General features: G+C 65.0%; 15 protein-coding genes and 1 pseudogene. 14 read left to right on the top strand and 2 right to left on the bottom strand.

The window, feature by feature from the left end; translation table 11 throughout:
- The 4 genes from Q0672_RS18400 to Q0672_RS18385 form a co-directional block, all read left to right on the top strand.
- Window positions 1-716: YHS domain-containing protein (locus Q0672_RS18400; RefSeq protein WP_298624599.1), on the top strand; the 716-nt coding region annotated here is incomplete at its 5' end.
- Window positions 717-779: 63 nt separating this feature from the next.
- Window positions 780-1,139, top strand: coding sequence for a phenol hydroxylase subunit P4 (locus Q0672_RS18395; RefSeq protein WP_298624597.1), 360 nt, complete (start codon window positions 780-782; stop codon window positions 1,137-1,139).
- A gap of 71 nt (window positions 1,140-1,210) precedes the next feature.
- Window positions 1,211-2,266, top strand: a complete 1,056-nt coding sequence (locus Q0672_RS18390; protein ID WP_298624595.1) for an NADH:ubiquinone reductase (Na(+)-transporting) subunit F — start codon at window positions 1,211-1,213, stop codon at window positions 2,264-2,266.
- 155 nt (window positions 2,267-2,421) lie between these two features.
- Entirely contained in the window at window positions 2,422-3,351 is a 930-nt protein-coding gene (locus Q0672_RS18385; protein WP_284186747.1) for a catechol 2,3-dioxygenase, read from the top strand.
- Window positions 3,352-3,432: 81 nt separating this feature from the next.
- On the opposite strand, the gene Q0672_RS18380 is transcribed toward Q0672_RS18385, so the two are convergent.
- A complete protein-coding gene (locus tag Q0672_RS18380; protein WP_284186746.1) occupies window positions 3,433-4,146 on the bottom strand; it encodes a GntR family transcriptional regulator in 714 nt (237 codons plus the stop codon).
- A 204-nt stretch (window positions 4,147-4,350) separates the two neighbouring features.
- Here Q0672_RS18380 and Q0672_RS18375 point away from each other — a divergent pair, with 204 nt between their 5' ends.
- The 10 genes and pseudogenes from Q0672_RS18375 to Q0672_RS18335 all read left to right on the top strand — a co-directional run bounded on the left by Q0672_RS18375 (window position 4,351) and on the right by Q0672_RS18335 (window position 13,708).
- Window positions 4,351-4,797: a heme-binding protein gene (locus Q0672_RS18375; protein WP_153162984.1), complete on the top strand. Its 447-nt coding sequence runs from the start codon at window positions 4,351-4,353 to the stop codon at window positions 4,795-4,797.
- Between the two features lie 65 nt (window positions 4,798-4,862).
- Complete coding sequence (locus Q0672_RS18370) at window positions 4,863-5,657, top strand: SDR family NAD(P)-dependent oxidoreductase (protein ID WP_298624591.1); 795 nt, start codon at window positions 4,863-4,865, stop codon at window positions 5,655-5,657.
- A 30-nt stretch (window positions 5,658-5,687) separates the two neighbouring features.
- On the top strand, window positions 5,688-6,596 hold the full coding sequence (locus Q0672_RS18365) for an acetaldehyde dehydrogenase (acetylating) (RefSeq protein ID WP_153162986.1): 909 nt from the start codon (window positions 5,688-5,690) through the stop codon (window positions 6,594-6,596).
- Window positions 6,597-6,699: 103 nt separating this feature from the next.
- Window positions 6,700-7,731 (top strand): 4-hydroxy-2-oxovalerate aldolase, encoded by a 1,032-nt coding sequence (gene dmpG, locus Q0672_RS18360; protein ID WP_153162987.1) that lies wholly within the window; start codon window positions 6,700-6,702, stop codon window positions 7,729-7,731.
- Window positions 7,732-7,797: 66 nt separating this feature from the next.
- Window positions 7,798-7,968: pseudogene (locus Q0672_RS23545) on the top strand (2-hydroxymuconate tautomerase); the annotation flags it as partial.
- Between the two features lie 24 nt (window positions 7,969-7,992).
- The gene (locus Q0672_RS23540; protein ID WP_153162998.1) at window positions 7,993-8,184 is read left to right on the top strand and encodes a 2-hydroxymuconate tautomerase; all 192 of its coding nucleotides are present in this window, start codon (window positions 7,993-7,995) and stop codon (window positions 8,182-8,184) included.
- Between the two features lie 92 nt (window positions 8,185-8,276).
- Window positions 8,277-9,212 carry a transporter gene (locus Q0672_RS18350; protein ID WP_298624587.1) on the top strand — a complete coding sequence of 312 codons (936 nt, stop codon included), beginning with the start codon at window positions 8,277-8,279 and terminating at the stop codon, window positions 9,210-9,212.
- A gap of 211 nt (window positions 9,213-9,423) precedes the next feature.
- Window positions 9,424-10,878: an NAD-dependent succinate-semialdehyde dehydrogenase gene (locus Q0672_RS18345; RefSeq protein WP_298624585.1), complete on the top strand. Its 1,455-nt coding sequence runs from the start codon at window positions 9,424-9,426 to the stop codon at window positions 10,876-10,878.
- A 318-nt stretch (window positions 10,879-11,196) separates the two neighbouring features.
- The gene (locus tag Q0672_RS18340; protein ID WP_298624583.1) at window positions 11,197-12,462 is read left to right on the top strand and encodes an MFS transporter; all 1,266 of its coding nucleotides are present in this window, start codon (window positions 11,197-11,199) and stop codon (window positions 12,460-12,462) included.
- 64 nt (window positions 12,463-12,526) lie between these two features.
- Window positions 12,527-13,708, top strand: coding sequence for an acetylornithine transaminase (locus Q0672_RS18335; RefSeq protein ID WP_298624581.1), 1,182 nt, complete (start codon window positions 12,527-12,529; stop codon window positions 13,706-13,708).
- 65 nt (window positions 13,709-13,773) lie between these two features.
- On the opposite strand, the gene Q0672_RS18330 is transcribed toward Q0672_RS18335, so the two are convergent.
- A partial coding sequence (locus Q0672_RS18330; protein ID WP_298624579.1) for an EAL domain-containing protein occupies window positions 13,774-15,408 on the bottom strand: 1,635 nt, incomplete at its 5' end.

Here is a 15,408-nt window from a genome sequence, read left to right as displayed (position 1 = left end):
TGATGATGGACTACATGCTGCCCAAGCGCACCATGAGCTGGAAGGAAGCCTGGGAGGTTTACTTCGAGGAGAACGGCGGCGCACTGTTCAAGGATCTGGCCCGCTACGGCATCACCATGCCCAAGTGCGCCGAGCACATCGCCCTCGAGAAGGATCACCTCTCGCACCAGGCCTGGAGCACCTTCTACAACTACGCCGCCGCAGCCAACTTCCACACCTGGATGCCGGACGAGGAAGAGATGGCGTGGCTGTCCAGCAAGTACCCCAACAGCTACGACAAGTACTACCGGCCGCGCATGGAGTTCTGGCGCGAAGAGGCCGCCAAGGGCAACCGCTTCTACAACAAGACGCTGCCCATGCTGTGCCAGACCTGCCAGATCCCGATGATCTTCACCGAGCCGGGCGACCCGACCAAGATCTGCTACCGCGAAGTGGACTACAAGGGCGACAAGTACCACTTCTGCTCGGACCACTGCAAAAAGATCTTCGAGGACGAGCCCGAGAAGTACGTCCAGGCCTGGCTGCCGGTGCATCAGATCTACCAGGGCAACTGCTTCCCCGAAGGCACCGACCCGACCGTAGAAGGCTTCGATCCGCTGGCTGCCGTGCTGAAGTACTACAACCTGGAATTCGGCCGCGACAACCTCGACTTCGACATCTCGGAAGACAAGAAGAACTTCGCCGAATGGCGTGGCCAGGCGACCAAGAACGTCTGATGCCGGACGCCGCGGGCACAGCCTGCCCGCGGCCGTCGAACCAATACGAACTGGAGACACGACATGGCTGTTGCTGCCGTTAAAACCTACGAGTTCCCGCCCGCCGATTCCGTGGACAAGTTCCACGGCGCCCAACTGCTGTACATCGGCTGGGAAGACCACCTGCTGTTCTGCGCGCCCTTTGCCTTACCGTTCCCGCCGACGATGCGCTTCGGCGACATCCTCGCCGGCGTGCTGCCGGGCGTCTTTGGCTATCACCCGGACTTCGCCAGGATCGACTGGGCCAAGGCTGAGTGGTTCAAGTCCGGCCAGCCCTGGCAGCCGGACGCCGACAAGTCGCTGGCCGAGAACGGCCTCAAGCACAAGGACGTGATCCGCTTCCGCACCCCGGGCCTCACCGGCATCAAGGGTTCGTGCAGCTGATGCATTAAGCGCGGCGGCGATCCGCCTTGCGGGTTGCCGCCCTTTCGCCCGACCGAGAACAGACAAGAATCATGAGTTACGAACTGACCATTGAACCGATCGGCCAGACGATCGAGGTCGAGGAAGGGCAGACCATCCTCGATGCAGCCCTGCGTGCGGGCATCTGGCTGCCCCATGCCTGCTGCCACGGCCTGTGCGCCACCTGCAAGGTGCAGGTGACCGACGGCGAGGTGGACCACGGCGAAGCCTCCAGCTTTGCGCTGATGGATTTCGAGCGCGACGAGGGCAAGACCCTGGCCTGCTGTGCGCGCCTCGAGAGCGACGTGACCATCGAAGCCGAGATCGAGGAAGACCCGGACGCCGAGTCGATCCCGGTGCGCGACTTCCCCGGCACTGTGAGCCGCATCGAAACGCTCACCCCGACCATCAAGGGCATCTTCATCGAGCTGGACAAGGCCATCCATTTTCAGGCCGGCCAGTATGTGAACGTGGACATCCCGAGCCTCGGCGTGAGCCGCGCGTTCTCGCTCGCCAACGCCCCCTCCACCGGCCGCGAGATCGAGCTGAACATCCGCATCGTGCCCGGCGGGGCAGGGACGACCTACCTCCACCAGCAGCTCAAGGTGGGCGACCGGATCAAGATTTCCGGCCCCTACGGACGCTTCTTCGTGCGCAAGTCGGCGGCCTCGGCGTCGATCTTCATGGCGGGCGGCTCAGGCCTGTCGAGCCCGCGCAGCATGATCCTCGATCTGCTGGAGGAGGGCTCGATGCTGCCGATCACCCTGGTGTACGGCCAGCGTACCCGTGAGGAGCTGTACTACCACGACGAATTCCTCGCCCTGGCCGAGCAGCACCCCAACTTCACCTATGTGCCGGCGCTCTCCGACGAGCCGGCGGACAGTGACTGGACGGGTTTCCGCGGCTACGTCCACGATGCCGCCAAGGCTCACTTCGACAATGACTTCCGCGACCACAAGGCCTACTTGTGTGGCCCCCCGATCATGATCGACGCGTGCATCACCACGCTGATGCAGGGCCGCCTGTTCGAGAACGACATCTACACCGAGAAGTTCTTCTCGGCGGCAGACGCGCAGCAGGTCCGTAGCCCGCTCTTCAAGCGGGTTTGAGCTTGATCAAGAAATATCGAGAAAGTGCAAAATTATCGCTAATTCGTCGGTATTCTCTTGAATGCAGTCTTTACGTAGTTCCGCGTAGTTTCAATTACACAACGCACCGATCCGGGCCATCAGAGCCGGACGGGCACAATCTGGAGGAGAGCTTCATGGCAATGACTGGTGTTATTCGTCCCGGACACATTTCCCTGCGCGTGCTGGATCTGGAAGAAGGGATCAACTTCTACAAGAACACCCTCGGCCTGGTCGAAACCGGCCGCGACAGCCAGGGGCGTGTTTACTTCAAGGCCTGGGACGAGCGCGATCACAACAGCGTCCTGATCCGCGAAGCCGCCGAAGCCGGCGTGGATTTCTTCGCCTTCAAGGTTGCCGACAAGGCCACCCTTGAAAAGCTCGACGGCGACCTGAAGGCCTACGGCCTCACCACCGAACGCATTCCCGCCGGCGAAATGCTGGAAACCGGCGAGCGCGTCCGCTTCAAGCTGCCGTCCGGCCACTTCATCGAGCTCTACGCCGAGAAGACCGACGTCGGCAACGGCCAGCCCTATGTCAATCCGGCCCCGTGGACCAAGGAAGCCGAGAATGGCATCGCCCCGAGCCGCATGGACCACTGCCTGCTGTACGGTCCGGACATCGAGAAGGTTCAGGAAATCTTCGAGAAGGTGCTGGGCTTCTTCCTGGTCGAGCACGTGGTGATGGAAGACGGCAAGACTGATCTGGCCATCTGGCTGTCCTGCTCGATCAAGGCCCACGACATCGCCTTCGTGCGTCACCCGGAGCCGGGCAAGCTGCACCACGTGGCCTTCAAGCTCGACAGCTGGGAGCGCGTGCTGCGCGCCGCCGACCTCATGTCCATGAACAAGATCTCCATCGACATCGGCCCCACGCGTCACGGCATCACCCGCGGCACCACGATCTACGCGTTCGACCCGTCCGGCAACCGCTTCGAGACCTTCTGTGGCGGCTACGATTCCTACCCCGACTACAAGCCGGTCAAGTGGACCTGGGATGAAGTCGGCGCGGGCATCTTCTACCACGACCGCAAGCTCAACGAGCGCTTCCTGACCGTCGTTTCCTGATCGGTGGCAGCAAAACAGAACGGCGGGATTTCCCGCCGTTTTGTTGCCCCCGAGAGGGCGGTCCGGAGCCAGCGGATCTGATCAGCTGAGCAGATCGGCCGGCAGCTTGCGGACGGCTTCGAGGGTGCGCAGGACGTGTTCGGTGAGGATTCGCGCCGCTTCCTTCGAGTTGCGGGCGAGGGCGGCATCGACGATGGCCTGGTGTTCGGCATGCACGTCGCGGGAGATCGGCTGGCGGAACAGCGACAGACGCCGGTAGCGCTCCGACTGAAGGTACAGGATGTTCTGGAAGTGACGCAGCCAGCGGGACGTGGACGCGGAGATCAGCACCTCATGGAAAGCCCGGTTACGCAGCTCCCATTCTTCCCGCGAGGCGTTGGTGCCATCGACCAGTTTTTCTTCGGCCCGGGACAGCATGTGGAAGGACGCCACCACGTTGGCCTCCCAGGTGTCGTCGCCCAGTTCGATGGACTGCTGCAGCGCCACGGTTTCGAGCAGCACGCGGGTGCGGGTGATGTCCTCGAAGTCGTCGAGGGAGATCGGTGCGACACGGAAGCCGCGCTGCCCCTGGGCCACCACCAGCGCATCGGTGACCAGCAGCTGCAAGGCCTCACGCAGGGTACCGGCGCCAACGGCGTATTGATCCTTGAGGTGCTCGACGCGCAGCTTCTCGCCGGGACGATGGACGCCCTCGATGATGTCGCGGCGCAACTGGCGGTAGGCCGCTTCGGCGAGGGTCTTCGGCTCGTCGGCCTGATGGCCGGACAAATCGGGGACGTTGGCGAGGTCGTTCATCGTGGTGGGTTCTCTGTTTCAGGGCGGGTCAGGACGCACACGCCATCGGTGGAATTTTAGCTGAAATCGTTTATCCCGGTGATAGTAAAAAATCTCGAGAAAACCATTGACGTTCGAAACGGAAGCCCATATTGTTCTCCCGCGCGCCTGCCTGCGCTGACGGCCCGCCGTTGGCCCTTTCCAACTCTTAATCCGGAATTCCCCATGAGCGATCAACCCGTTTCCGCCGTCGCAGTTCCCCAGTCCGTCATCTCCGCCGAAGCCGTGACCGTGGCGCTCGAGGCTGCGGTCGAGCACGCGGCCCGGATCGGCGTGAAGATCAACGTGGCCGTGGCCGATTCCGGCGGCAACCTGGCCGGCTTCCTGCGGATGCCCGGCGCCTTCATCCAGTCCATCGACATCGCCATCGACAAGGCCTACACCGCCGCCGGCTTCGGCTTTTCCACCAAGAAGTGGATGGATTTCATCGGCCACGATGACGGGATGAAGTTCGGCTTCTCGGCCCGCCCGCGCCTGGTGGTGTTTGGCGGCGGCCTGCCGATCCGCGTGAATGGCGAGCTGATCGGCGGCATCGGCGTCTCTGGTGCCTCCGAAGCCCAGGACGAGGAGTGCGCCCGCGCCGCGTTGGCTGCCATCGGCGCCACCGAATAATCAGACCGGACCGTTCACCCATCCGGCTACCGCAGCAGTCCCACCCCCACACCAACCGAGGCTTTATGGATCTTCAACTCGCAGGCAAGCGTGCCCTCATCACCGGCTCCACCTCCGGCATCGGCTTTGCCACCGCCCGGCTGCTGGCCGCCGAAGGCGCTGAAGTCGTCGTGAACGGCCGTGGCCGTGCCGGCGTTGCAGCTGCGGTCGAGCGCCTTCAGGCCGCTGTGCCCGGCGCCAAGGTGAGCGGAGTCGCCGCCGACATCTCGTCCGTCACCGGCTGTGAAACCCTGGTGGCCGCCTGTCCGGACGTGGACATCCTGGTCAACAACATGGGCATCTTCGATCCCAAGCCGTTCGAGCAGATCGCCGATGAAGAGTGGTTCAACTTCTTCGAGACCAACGTGATGAGTGGCGTGCGCCTCACCCGCAGCTACCTGCCGGCCATGAAGGCCCGCAACTGGGGCCGCGTGGTGTTCATCTCGAGCGAATCCGGCGTGTGCCCGCCGGCCGAGATGGTGCATTACGGCATGACCAAGGCCGCCCAGCTTTCCGTCGCCCGGGGCCTTGCCGAAACCTGCACTGGCTCCGGCGTCACCGTCAATTCCGTACTCCCCGGCCCGACCCGTACCGAAGGTGTCGCGACGTTCTTCGGCCGGCTGGCCGAAGAGCAGGGCGTCACGGTGGAGGAGGCCGAACGGGCCTTCTTCGCCAATGCCCGGCCGACCTCGATCATCAAGCGCCTCATCGACCCCGCCGAGGTCGCCGCCATGGTCGCCTATGTCTGCAGTCCGCTGTCCTCCGCAACCCAGGGTGCGGCCCTCCGGGTCGAGGGTGGCGTAGTCCGCAGCATGGTTTAACCCCAGCGTCTCAACAGGAACAACACAACGATGACTAAGAAGATCAAGTGCGCCCTGATCGGTCCCGGCAACATCGGCACCGACCTGCTGGCCAAGCTGCAGCGCAGCCCCGTCCTCGAGCCGGTCTGGATGGTCGGCATCGATCCTGAATCCGACGGCCTCAAGCGGGCCCGCGAGATGGGCATCAAGACCACCGCCGAAGGCGTGGATGGCCTGCTGCCCCACATCAAGGCCGACGGCGTGCAGATCGCCTTCGACGCCACCAGCGCCTACGTGCATGCCGAAAACAGCCGCAAGCTCAACGAGCTGGGCGTGCTGATGATCGACCTCACCCCGGCTGCCATCGGCCCCTACTGCGTGCCGCCGGTCAACCTGCTCGAGCACGTGGGCAAGGGCGAGATGAACGTGAACATGGTCACCTGTGGTGGTCAGGCCACGATCCCGATGGTCGCCGCCGTCTCCCGCGTCCAGAAGGTCGTGTATGGCGAGATCGTCGCCACCGTGTCGTCCAAGTCGGCCGGCCCCGGCACCCGCAAGAACATCGACGAATTCACCCGCACCACCGCGGGCGCCGTCGAGCGTGTGGGCGGCGCCGAAAAGGGCAAGGCGATCATCATCATCAACCCGGCCGAACCCCCGCTGATGATGCGCGACACCGTGCACTGTTTGGTAGAGGGCGAGCCGAAGCAGGACGAGATCCGCGAATCCATCGCCGCGATGATCAAGGAAGTCCAGAAGTACGTGCCGGGCTACCGGCTGGTCAATGGCCCGGTGTTCGACGGCAACCGCGTGTCGGTCTTCCTGGAAGTCGAAGGCCTGGGCGACTACCTGCCCAAGTACGCCGGCAACCTGGACATCATGACCGCCGCCGCCGCGCGCACCGCCGAGATGTTTGCCGAAGAGATGATCGCCGGCCGTCTGACCCTGAAACCCGTCTGATCACCCCACGCCCCGAAGGTCGGATCTTTTCCGACGCGGAGCGACGAACCGACGTGAGTTGTCGGACTGAAGTCCGACCTACAAGAGAACACAGGAGAACCCGATGGATCTCAAAGGCAAGAAAATCACCCTCCACGACATGACCCTGCGCGACGGGATGCACCCCAAGCGCCACCTCATGTCCCTCGAGCAGATGAAGTCGATCGCCACCGGCCTCGACGAAGCGGGCATTCCGCTGATCGAAGTCACCCACGGCGACGGCCTGGGCGGCAGCTCGGTGAACTACGGCTTCCCGGCCCACACCGACGAGGAATACCTCTCCACCGTGATTCCGCTGATGAAGCAGGCCAAGGTCTCGGCGCTGCTGCTGCCCGGCATCGGCACCGTCGATCACCTGAAGATGGCCCGCGAGCTGGGCGTGAACACCATCCGCGTGGCCACCCACTGCACCGAGGCCGATGTGTCCGAACAGCACATCACCATGGCCCGCAAGCTGGAGATGGACACCGTCGGTTTCCTGATGATGAGCCACATGAACAGCCCCGAAGGGCTGGTCAAGCAGGCCAAGCTGATGGAAGGCTACGGCGCCAACTGCATCTACGTGACCGATTCCGCCGGCCACCTGCTGCCCGACGGCGTGAAGGCACGCCTCTCCGCCGTGCGTGACGCGCTGAAGCCCGAAACCGAGCTGGGCTTTCACGGCCACCACAACCTCGCCATGGGCGTCGCCAACTCCATCGCCGCCATCGAAGTGGGCGCCACCCGCATCGACGCGGCCGCCGCGGGCCTGGGCGCCGGCGCCGGCAACACCCCGATGGAAGTGCTCGTCGCCGTGTGCGACCTGATGGGCATCGACACCGGCGTGAATGTCGCCAAGATCACCGACGTGGCCGAAGACCTGGTCATCCCGATCATGGACTTCCCGATCCGTATCGACCGCGACGCGTTGACCCTCGGCTACGCCGGCGTGTACGGCTCCTTCCTGCTCTTCGCCAAGCGCGCCAGCGCCAAGTACGGCATCCCGGCCCGCGACATCCTCGTCGAGCTCGGCCGCCGCGGCATGGTGGGCGGCCAGGAAGACATGATCGAAGACACCGCCATCACCATGGCCAAGGCCCGCGGTCTGGCCGTTTAAGGTCAGTCCAGGCACCGGCGGGGCGCTCCGGCGTCCCGCACCATCGAAACAGCCACGGAGAACACCATGCCGTTTGCGCAGGTTCATCTTGTCGAAGGTCATTCCGCCGAACAGAAGCGTGCGGTCATCACGAAGGTGACCCAGGCCCTTCAGGACGCCGTCGGCGCGCCCCGGCCCAACATCCGCGTGTGGATTCACGAGCTGCCCAAATGCGACTTCGGCATCGGCGGCGAGAGCGTCGAGGCGCTCGAAGACACCGCGCTGCCTTTTGCCCAGCTCTTCCTCATCGAAGGGCGCAGCGAAGAGCAGAAGCGGGCCGTCATCGAAAACGTGACCCAGGCGCTCGAAGAAGCCGTCGGTGCAGCACGTCAGGTGATCCGCGTGTGGATCCAGGAAGTACCCAAGACCAACTGGGGCATCGCCGGCAAGACCGCCAAGGATCTTGGCCGCTGAACCCGGTTCCGCATCAAACCGCTCCCTTCTTGCCAGGAGCGGCGCAGTACCGCAGTAGAAAAAATCATCCAATAACCACAAGGAGGAGAAACATGAAGAAGTCACTCATCGCAGCACTCGTCGGCGGCCTGCTCATGGCCGGTGGCGTCGCCCAGGCCAAGGAGGGCGGCGACCAGTACCCGAACGGTGCCGAAAACTGGTACGCCGGCGCGCTGCCGCCGCCGGGCACCTATTTCATCAACTACTTCGGTTACTACGGCGGCACGCTGAAGGACGGCGGTGGTGACACCGTCAAGCATCCGGCCACCAACAACAAGGAAGCCCGCGTCAATGCGGTGTTCGACGCCCTGCGTGTGGTGCACGTCACCAACACCCAGGTGCTCGGTGGAAACTGGGCGATGCACGCGATCCTGCCGATCGTGAACCAGAGCATCGGCAACCTGCCGGGCACGGTGGGTTCGGCCAGCAAGTTCGGCATCGGCGACATCACTATCGACCCGTTCGTGATCACCTGGCACCACAGCCCCGAGCTGCACACCGCCTTCGGCCTGGACATCAACCTGCCCACCGGCGCCTACGACAAGAACGACCCGCGCACCAGCATCGGCGCCAACTACTACAGCTTCGAGCCGATCTACGCCGTGACCTGGCTGCCGAAGGGCGGCTGGGAAGTCTCCGCCAAGCTGATGTACAACACTAAGACCCGCAACGACGACACCAAGTACAAGTCGGGCGATGAGTTCCACATGGACTACGTCGTCGGCAAGCACGTGGGCGAGTGGGCTTTTGGTATCAGTGGCTACTACCTTAAGCAGTTGACCAACGACAAGCAGAACGGAACGACCGTTGCGGGCGTGACTGATCTGATCTCCGCCGGCCGCAAGGGCCAGGTCTTCGCCTTCGGTCCCAGCGTGAAGTACACCACCAAGACCGGCACCATGTTCATCGGCCAGTGGCAGCATGAAACCATGGTCGAGAACCGCTTCCAGGGCGACAAGCTGTGGTTCAAGCTGATCACCCCGCTGTGATCACGACCTGAAGGAATCCCGGAAGGGCAGGGGGCTGCACTTCCGGGTTTGCAGTGCAAAAAATTGAAAGCCAGTCGGTGCAAACCGGCTGGCTTTTTTTGTGCTGCTTTTTGAGGCGATGTTTGTGCTGGCGGCGCGCCGCAGACCCGCGCAGAATCACGCTCCGTGAGCGCCCGGCGGCCTGCGCCAAGAACATGAGGAGACCTGTTTCATGCTGAACCTTCAAGACCCGAGCCTGCTGCGTCAGGCCTGCTACATCGACGGCGCCTGGGTGGCGGCCGACAGTGGCGAGACCATCGCCGTGACCAACCCGGCCACTGGCGAGACCATCGCCCGCGTGCCCCGCTGTGGTGCTGCCGAGACCGAGCGCGCCATCGCCGCCGCCGACCAGGCCCTCAAGACCTGGCGCAACACCACCGCTGCCGAACGCAGCCGCATCCTGCGCCGCTGGTTCGATCTGCTCATGAGCAATCAGGACGACCTGGGCCGGCTGATGACCGCCGAGCAGGGCAAGCCGCTCGCCGAGGCCAAGGGCGAGATCGCCTACGCCGCGGCCTACGTGGAATGGTTTGCCGAGGAGGCCAAACGCGCCTACGGCGAGGTCATTCCGTCGCCCTTCAAGGATCGGCAGATCGTCGTGACCAAGGAGCCGGTGGGCGTATGTGCGGCGATCACCCCGTGGAATTTTCCGTCGGCGATGATCACCCGCAAGGTGGCCCCGGCCCTGGCTGCGGGCTGCACCATCGTCCTCAAGCCGGCCGAGCAGACGCCCCTGTCGGCCCTCGCTCTGGCCGAGCTGGCCGAACGGGCGGGCGTGCCGAAGGGCGTGTTCAGCGTCGTCACGGGCAAGGCCAGCGCCATCGGCGGCGTGATGACCGCCAGCCCCATCGTGCGCAAGCTCACCTTCACCGGCTCCACGCCGGTGGGCAAGCTGCTGATGGCCCAGTGCGCCGGCACCATCAAGAAGCTGTCGCTGGAGCTGGGTGGCAACGCGCCTTTCATCGTCTTCGACGACGCCGACGTGGATGCCGCGGTGGCCGGCGCCATCGCCTCCAAGTACCGCAACGCCGGTCAGACCTGCGTGTGTTCCAACCGCTTCCTGGTGCAGGACGGCATCTACGACACCTTCGCCGCAAAGCTGGCCGAAGCCGCCGCCGGCCTCAAGGTGGGCAACGGGCTGGAGGAGGGTGTCACCCAGGGCCCGCTGATCGACGACGCGGCCATCGCCAAGGTCGAGGCGCTCGTCGCCGACGCGCTGGGCAAGGGCGCCCGAGCGGTGTCCGGCGGGCGTCGCCATGCCCTCGGCCGCACCTGGTACGAGCCCACCGTGCTGGCCGACGTGACCCCGGCAATGGCGGTGGCGAAGGAGGAGATCTTCGGCCCGGTGGCGCCGCTGTTCCGCTTTACGACCGAGGATGAGGCGATTCACATGGCCAATGACACCGAGTTCGGCCTGGCGGCGTATTTCTATTCGAAGGACCACGCCCGGGTATGGCGCGTGTCGCGCCAGCTGGAGTACGGCATGGTGGGCATCAACACCGGGCTGATCTCTACCGAAGTGGCGCCCTTTGGCGGCGTGAAGCTCTCGGGCATCGGCCGCGAAGGCTCCAGCCACGGCCTCGACGAGTACATGGAAACCAAGTACCTCGCCCTGGGCGGGCTGTAAGCGCACGACGCTTCGAGCCCGAAGTTTGCCCAGGCCGGCGAACGCGGGCCTGCCCTGCGGCTGGCGTGCTGGCCTACGATGCGGACAAGGCCGCCCGCAATGCGCTGCCGAGCAGGGACGACGGAAAAAAGTCATCCGGATCAGGGAACAAGCGCTGATCGCGCCGGTCAATCAGATGCAAGGCAGGACGGCGGCGAGCGGGGTCAGACCCGTCTCGTCGCCGTCGGCTTTTGGGCCCGCTGTTCCCGGCGCTTTTCCGCTACCCTGCGGCAAGTAAGGCCGCGACCAAGCCGGCCAGCAACATTCATCGACGACTTCATGACCTCCACCCCGACGCCCCAGGCCCCGGCCGGACGCCGCTGGCCCGCATCCATGCGGTCCCTGGCCCATCGCAATTTCCGGCTCTACTTTCTCGGTCAGGCGATCTCGATCCTCGGCTCGTGGATTCAGCAGGTGTCGCTGTCGTGGCTGGTCTATCGGATCACCGGTTCGGCGGCGCTGCTGGGCGTGACGGCCTTCTGCGCGCTGATCCCACAGCTTGTCGTCGGCCCGCTGGCCGGGGCGTGGATCGACAAGCAGGACAAGCGCCGCTGGCTGATCGGGGTGCAGTCGCTGCTGGCGCTGCAGGCCTTCGTGCTGGCCACGCTCACGGCGCTCGACATGATCGGTCCGGCGCTCATCATCCTGATGTCCCTCGTGCTCGGGCTGCTCAACAGCTTCGACACGCCGCTGCGCCAGTCGCTGATCGGCAGCTTCGTGGGCCAGCGGGAGCATCTGCCCAACGCGCTGGCGCTCAACGCGATGCTGTTCAACGCCGGGCGCTTCGTGGGGCCGCCGCTGGCCGGGCTGCTACTGGGGCTCACGTCCGAGGCGGCGTGTTTTGCGATCAACGGCTTCTCCTTTCTGGCGCTGATCGTCGGGCTCAAGCTGATCGAAGGCATCGAGCCGCCGCGAGCCAAGGGGTCGATGGGGCAGGTGTTCCGCGAAGGGGTGACCTACGCCTGGCACACCTGGCAGATCCGCATGCTGATCGTCACCCTGATCGCCCTCAATCTCACCGCTTCGGCCTACGCGGTACTGCTACCAGTGTTCGCCCGGGATGTATTTGCGGGTGGCGCGACGACCCTCGGCTGGCTGTGGGGTGCGGCCGGCTGCGGGGCGTTCGCGTCGACCATCGTGCTCGCCAACCACCGGCAGCTCCATGCGGTGATGCGGGCGGTGGTGGCGGGGGTGATCATCAGCGCGGCGTCGCTGATCGCTTTTGCGCTGGCCGGTTCGCTGCCGGTCGCGCTGGTCGCAATGGCCGGGCTCGGCTTCGGGATCTCGGTGTGTAACGTGGGCATCAACATGCTGATGCAGGGCATGGCGCCCGAAAAGCTGCGGGGCAGGGTGGTGTCGTTCTTCACCTCGGCGCGCTTCGGTTTCGATGCCCTGGGCGGCCTGCTGGCCGGCTTCATCGCCGGGACGATCGGCGCCGGCCACACCCTGCTGTGGGAGGGTGTGGTGCTGGCGGCCTTCGTGGTCTTTCTGCTCAGCCGCAGCCGGCGGCTCGTCAATCTCGCATCGGAAAGCCCGACTGGGTGATCCGAACACATGTTCTTCACCTTGGGCCGGTATACTTGCAGGTTCATGAATTTTGGAGCCACCCATGCGCTACGGAGAGTTTGACACCGCTTCCCTCATGTACATCACCAACCGCCCCGATCTCGTGTTCGAGCGCGGCGAAGGGGCGTGGCTGTACGACCACAACGGCAAGCGCTACCTCGATTTCATCCAGGGCTGGGCGGTCAACTGCCTCGGCCACTGTCCCGCCGAGATCACCGACGCGCTGGTAAAGCAGGCCAGGACCCTGCTCAACCCCAGCCCGGCCTTCTACAACGGCCCGATGGTCGAGCTCGCCGGCCTGCTCACCGCCAACTCGGTGTTCGACCGCGTGTTCTTCGCCAACACCGGCGCCGAAGCCAACGAAGGCGCGATCAAGCTGGCCCGCAAGTGGGGCAAGCTGCACCGTAACGGCGCCTACGAGATCATCACCTTCGACCACTCCTTCCACGGCCGCACGCTCGCCACCATGTCCGCCTCGGGCAAGGCCGGCTGGGACGTGATGTACGCGCCGCAGGTGCCGGGCTTCCCGAAGGCCGACCTCAACGACATCGCCTCCGTCGAGGCCCTCATCACCGACAAGACCGTCGCCGTGATGCTGGAGCCGGTGCAGGGCGAAGGCGGCGTGATCCCCGCGTCGCCCGAGTTCATGCAGGCCCTGCGCAAGCTCACCCGCGAACGCGGCATCCTGCTGATCGTCGACGAAGTGCAGGCCGGCATGGGCCGGACCGGCACCCTGTTCGCTTATCAGCAGTCGGGCGTCGAGCCGGACATCATGACCCTCGGCAAGGGCATCGGCGGAGGCGTGCCGCTGGCCGCGCTGCTGGCCACCGAATCCGTCGCCTGCTTCGAGCCGGGCGAGCAGGGCGGCACCTACAACGGCAACCCGCTGATGGCGGCGGTGGGTGTGGCGGTGCTGCGCAAGCTGCTGTCTGCCGGTTTTATGGAATCGGTGCGGGCCCGCGGCGAATACCTCAAGAAGCGCCTGCTCGAGCTGTCCGAGAAGCACGGCCTGAAGGGCGAGCGGGGCTGCGGCCTGCTGCGCGCGCTGATCCTCGACGACGACCGCGGCCCGGCCATCGTCAAGGCGGCGCTGGAGATGGACCCGCAGGGCCTGCTGCTCAACGCCCCGCGTCCGAACCTGCTGCGCTTCATGCCCGCGCTTAACGTGAGCGAAGGCGAGATCGACCAGATGATCGAAGCCCTCGACGTGCTGCTGAAGAAGTAAGCCGCGCTGGCCGGTGATCCGGTCAGGCCGTAAAGATGGCGCCGTAACCCGGCGCCATTTTTTGTTTACGCGGTGAGTTCGATGTAGTCGTGGGCGATCAGCTCGCCCATTGCCGCAGCGGAAACCGGCCGAGAGAAGTGATAGCCCTGGCCGACGCGGCAGCCGAGCTCGTTGAGGATCGCGCACTGCTCGGCCGATTCGATGCCTTCGGCGATGGTGAGCAGCGACATGTCCCGGGCGATGCTGATGATGGCGCGGATCAGGGTGATGTCGTCCGGGTTGCGGTGCAGCTCGGATACGAAGGAGCGGTCGATCTTCAGCACGTCGAAGCGGAAGTTGCGCAGGTAAGACAGGCTCGCGTAGCCGGTGCCGAAGTCGTCGAGGGATAGCATGATGCCCAGCTCGACGAGCCCTTCGAGGGTGTGCCGGATGCGCTCGTCCTGGTCCAGCAGCACGCTTTCGGTGACCTCGATCTCCAGCCGCGCGTTGCTCAGCCCGTGGCGGGCGAGGGTGTCGCGCACGTAGTCGACGAAGTCCGGCTGGCGCAGCTGAGGCACCGCGACGTTCACCGCCAGACGGATCGGTGCGGTGCCCTGGGCGTCCCATTCGGCCAGCTGACGACAGGCTTCGTCGAGCACCCAGGCGCCGATCGGGACGATGAGGCCGGTGTCTTCGGCGATGGGGATGAAGCGCTCCGGCGGGATCAGCGCCTCGCCCTGGGGCTGCCAGCGCAGGAGCACCTCGCAGCCGACAATGCGCATCGAGGCCAGATCGACCTGGGGTTGGTAGTGGAGCACCAGCTCCTTGCGAGCGAGGGCGTGGCGCAGGCCGTTTTCGATGTGCAGGCGGTTGGTGGCCCACTGGTTGAAGTCGGCGGTGAAGAACTGGAAGTTGTTCCGGCCCACATCCTTGGCGTGGTACATCGCCGCGTCGGCGTTCTTGATGAGGGTCTCGGCGTCGGTGCCGTTGTCGGGGAAGAGCGACACGCCGATGCTCGGGGTGATGTGGAAATCCTGGTTGCGCACCAGATACGGCTCGCCCAGCGCCTCGCAGATCTTGCGGATCACCGGCAGGGCGTTGGCCGGCTGGTCGAGGGCCGGGAGCACCACCGCAAACTCGTCGCCCCCCATGCGGCTGACGGTGTCGCTCTGGCGCACCAGGCGACGCAGGCGGGCGGCGACTTCCTGCAGTATCTCGTCGCCGGTGGCGTGGCCGAGGGAGTCATTCACCGTCTTGAAGCGGTCCATGTCGATCACCAGCACCGCGACGCGCTTCTTCTCACGCTCGGCGATGGCGATGGCCTGGGTCAGGCGGTCGTTCAGCAGGGCGCGGTTGGGCAGGCGGGTGAGGAGATCGAACTCCACCAGCTGGCGGATCCGGTCTTCGGCCTCCTTGCGCTCGGAAACGTCGAGGAAGGTGCCGATGTAGTGCAGCACCTCGCCCTTGCCGTTGCGCACGGTCGAGATGGTGAGCTGCTCGGGAAACACCGTGCCGTCGCGCTTGCGGTTCCAGATCTCGCCGCTCCAGGTGCCGGTGGCGCGGATCGTCTTCCACATTTCCCGGTAAAAAGCCTTGTCGTGGCGGCTGGAGGCGAGCAGGGAGGGGCGTTGCCCGATGACCTCGTCGGCAGAGTAACCGGTGATTTGTAAGCCCCCGGCGATCCCCTCTTGACCGTGTCTCAGGCTGACTCCGGCCTCCAC

This window comes from uncultured Zoogloea sp., assembly GCF_937894855.1.
GTDB classification, from domain to species: Bacteria; Pseudomonadota; Gammaproteobacteria; order Burkholderiales; family Rhodocyclaceae; genus Zoogloea; species Zoogloea oryzae.
Note: the sequence above shows the minus strand (reverse complement) of the source record. Positions and strands in the feature narration are given on the sequence as shown.

Excerpts from the sequence above, each read along its gene's own strand:
- dmpG (WP_153162987.1), top strand. The coding sequence starts at position 6,700 with ATGGATCTCAAAGGCAAGAAAATCACCCTCCACGACATGACCCTGCGC.
- Q0672_RS18395 (WP_298624597.1), top strand. The coding sequence starts at position 780 with ATGGCTGTTGCTGCCGTTAAAACCTACGAGTTCCCGCCCGCCGATTCC.
- Q0672_RS18370 (WP_298624591.1), top strand. The coding sequence starts at position 4,863 with ATGGATCTTCAACTCGCAGGCAAGCGTGCCCTCATCACCGGCTCCACC.
- Q0672_RS18390 (WP_298624595.1), top strand. The coding sequence starts at position 1,211 with ATGAGTTACGAACTGACCATTGAACCGATCGGCCAGACGATCGAGGTC.
- Q0672_RS18365 (WP_153162986.1), top strand. The coding sequence starts at position 5,688 with ATGACTAAGAAGATCAAGTGCGCCCTGATCGGTCCCGGCAACATCGGC.
- Q0672_RS18350 (WP_298624587.1), top strand. The coding sequence starts at position 8,277 with ATGAAGAAGTCACTCATCGCAGCACTCGTCGGCGGCCTGCTCATGGCC.
- Q0672_RS18385 (WP_284186747.1), top strand. The coding sequence starts at position 2,422 with ATGGCAATGACTGGTGTTATTCGTCCCGGACACATTTCCCTGCGCGTG.
- Q0672_RS18380 (WP_284186746.1), bottom strand. The coding sequence starts at position 4,146 with ATGAACGACCTCGCCAACGTCCCCGATTTGTCCGGCCATCAGGCCGAC.
- Q0672_RS18375 (WP_153162984.1), top strand. The coding sequence starts at position 4,351 with ATGAGCGATCAACCCGTTTCCGCCGTCGCAGTTCCCCAGTCCGTCATC.
- Q0672_RS18340 (WP_298624583.1), top strand. The coding sequence starts at position 11,197 with ATGACCTCCACCCCGACGCCCCAGGCCCCGGCCGGACGCCGCTGGCCC.
- Q0672_RS18335 (WP_298624581.1), top strand. The coding sequence starts at position 12,527 with ATGCGCTACGGAGAGTTTGACACCGCTTCCCTCATGTACATCACCAAC.
- Q0672_RS18345 (WP_298624585.1), top strand. The coding sequence starts at position 9,424 with ATGCTGAACCTTCAAGACCCGAGCCTGCTGCGTCAGGCCTGCTACATC.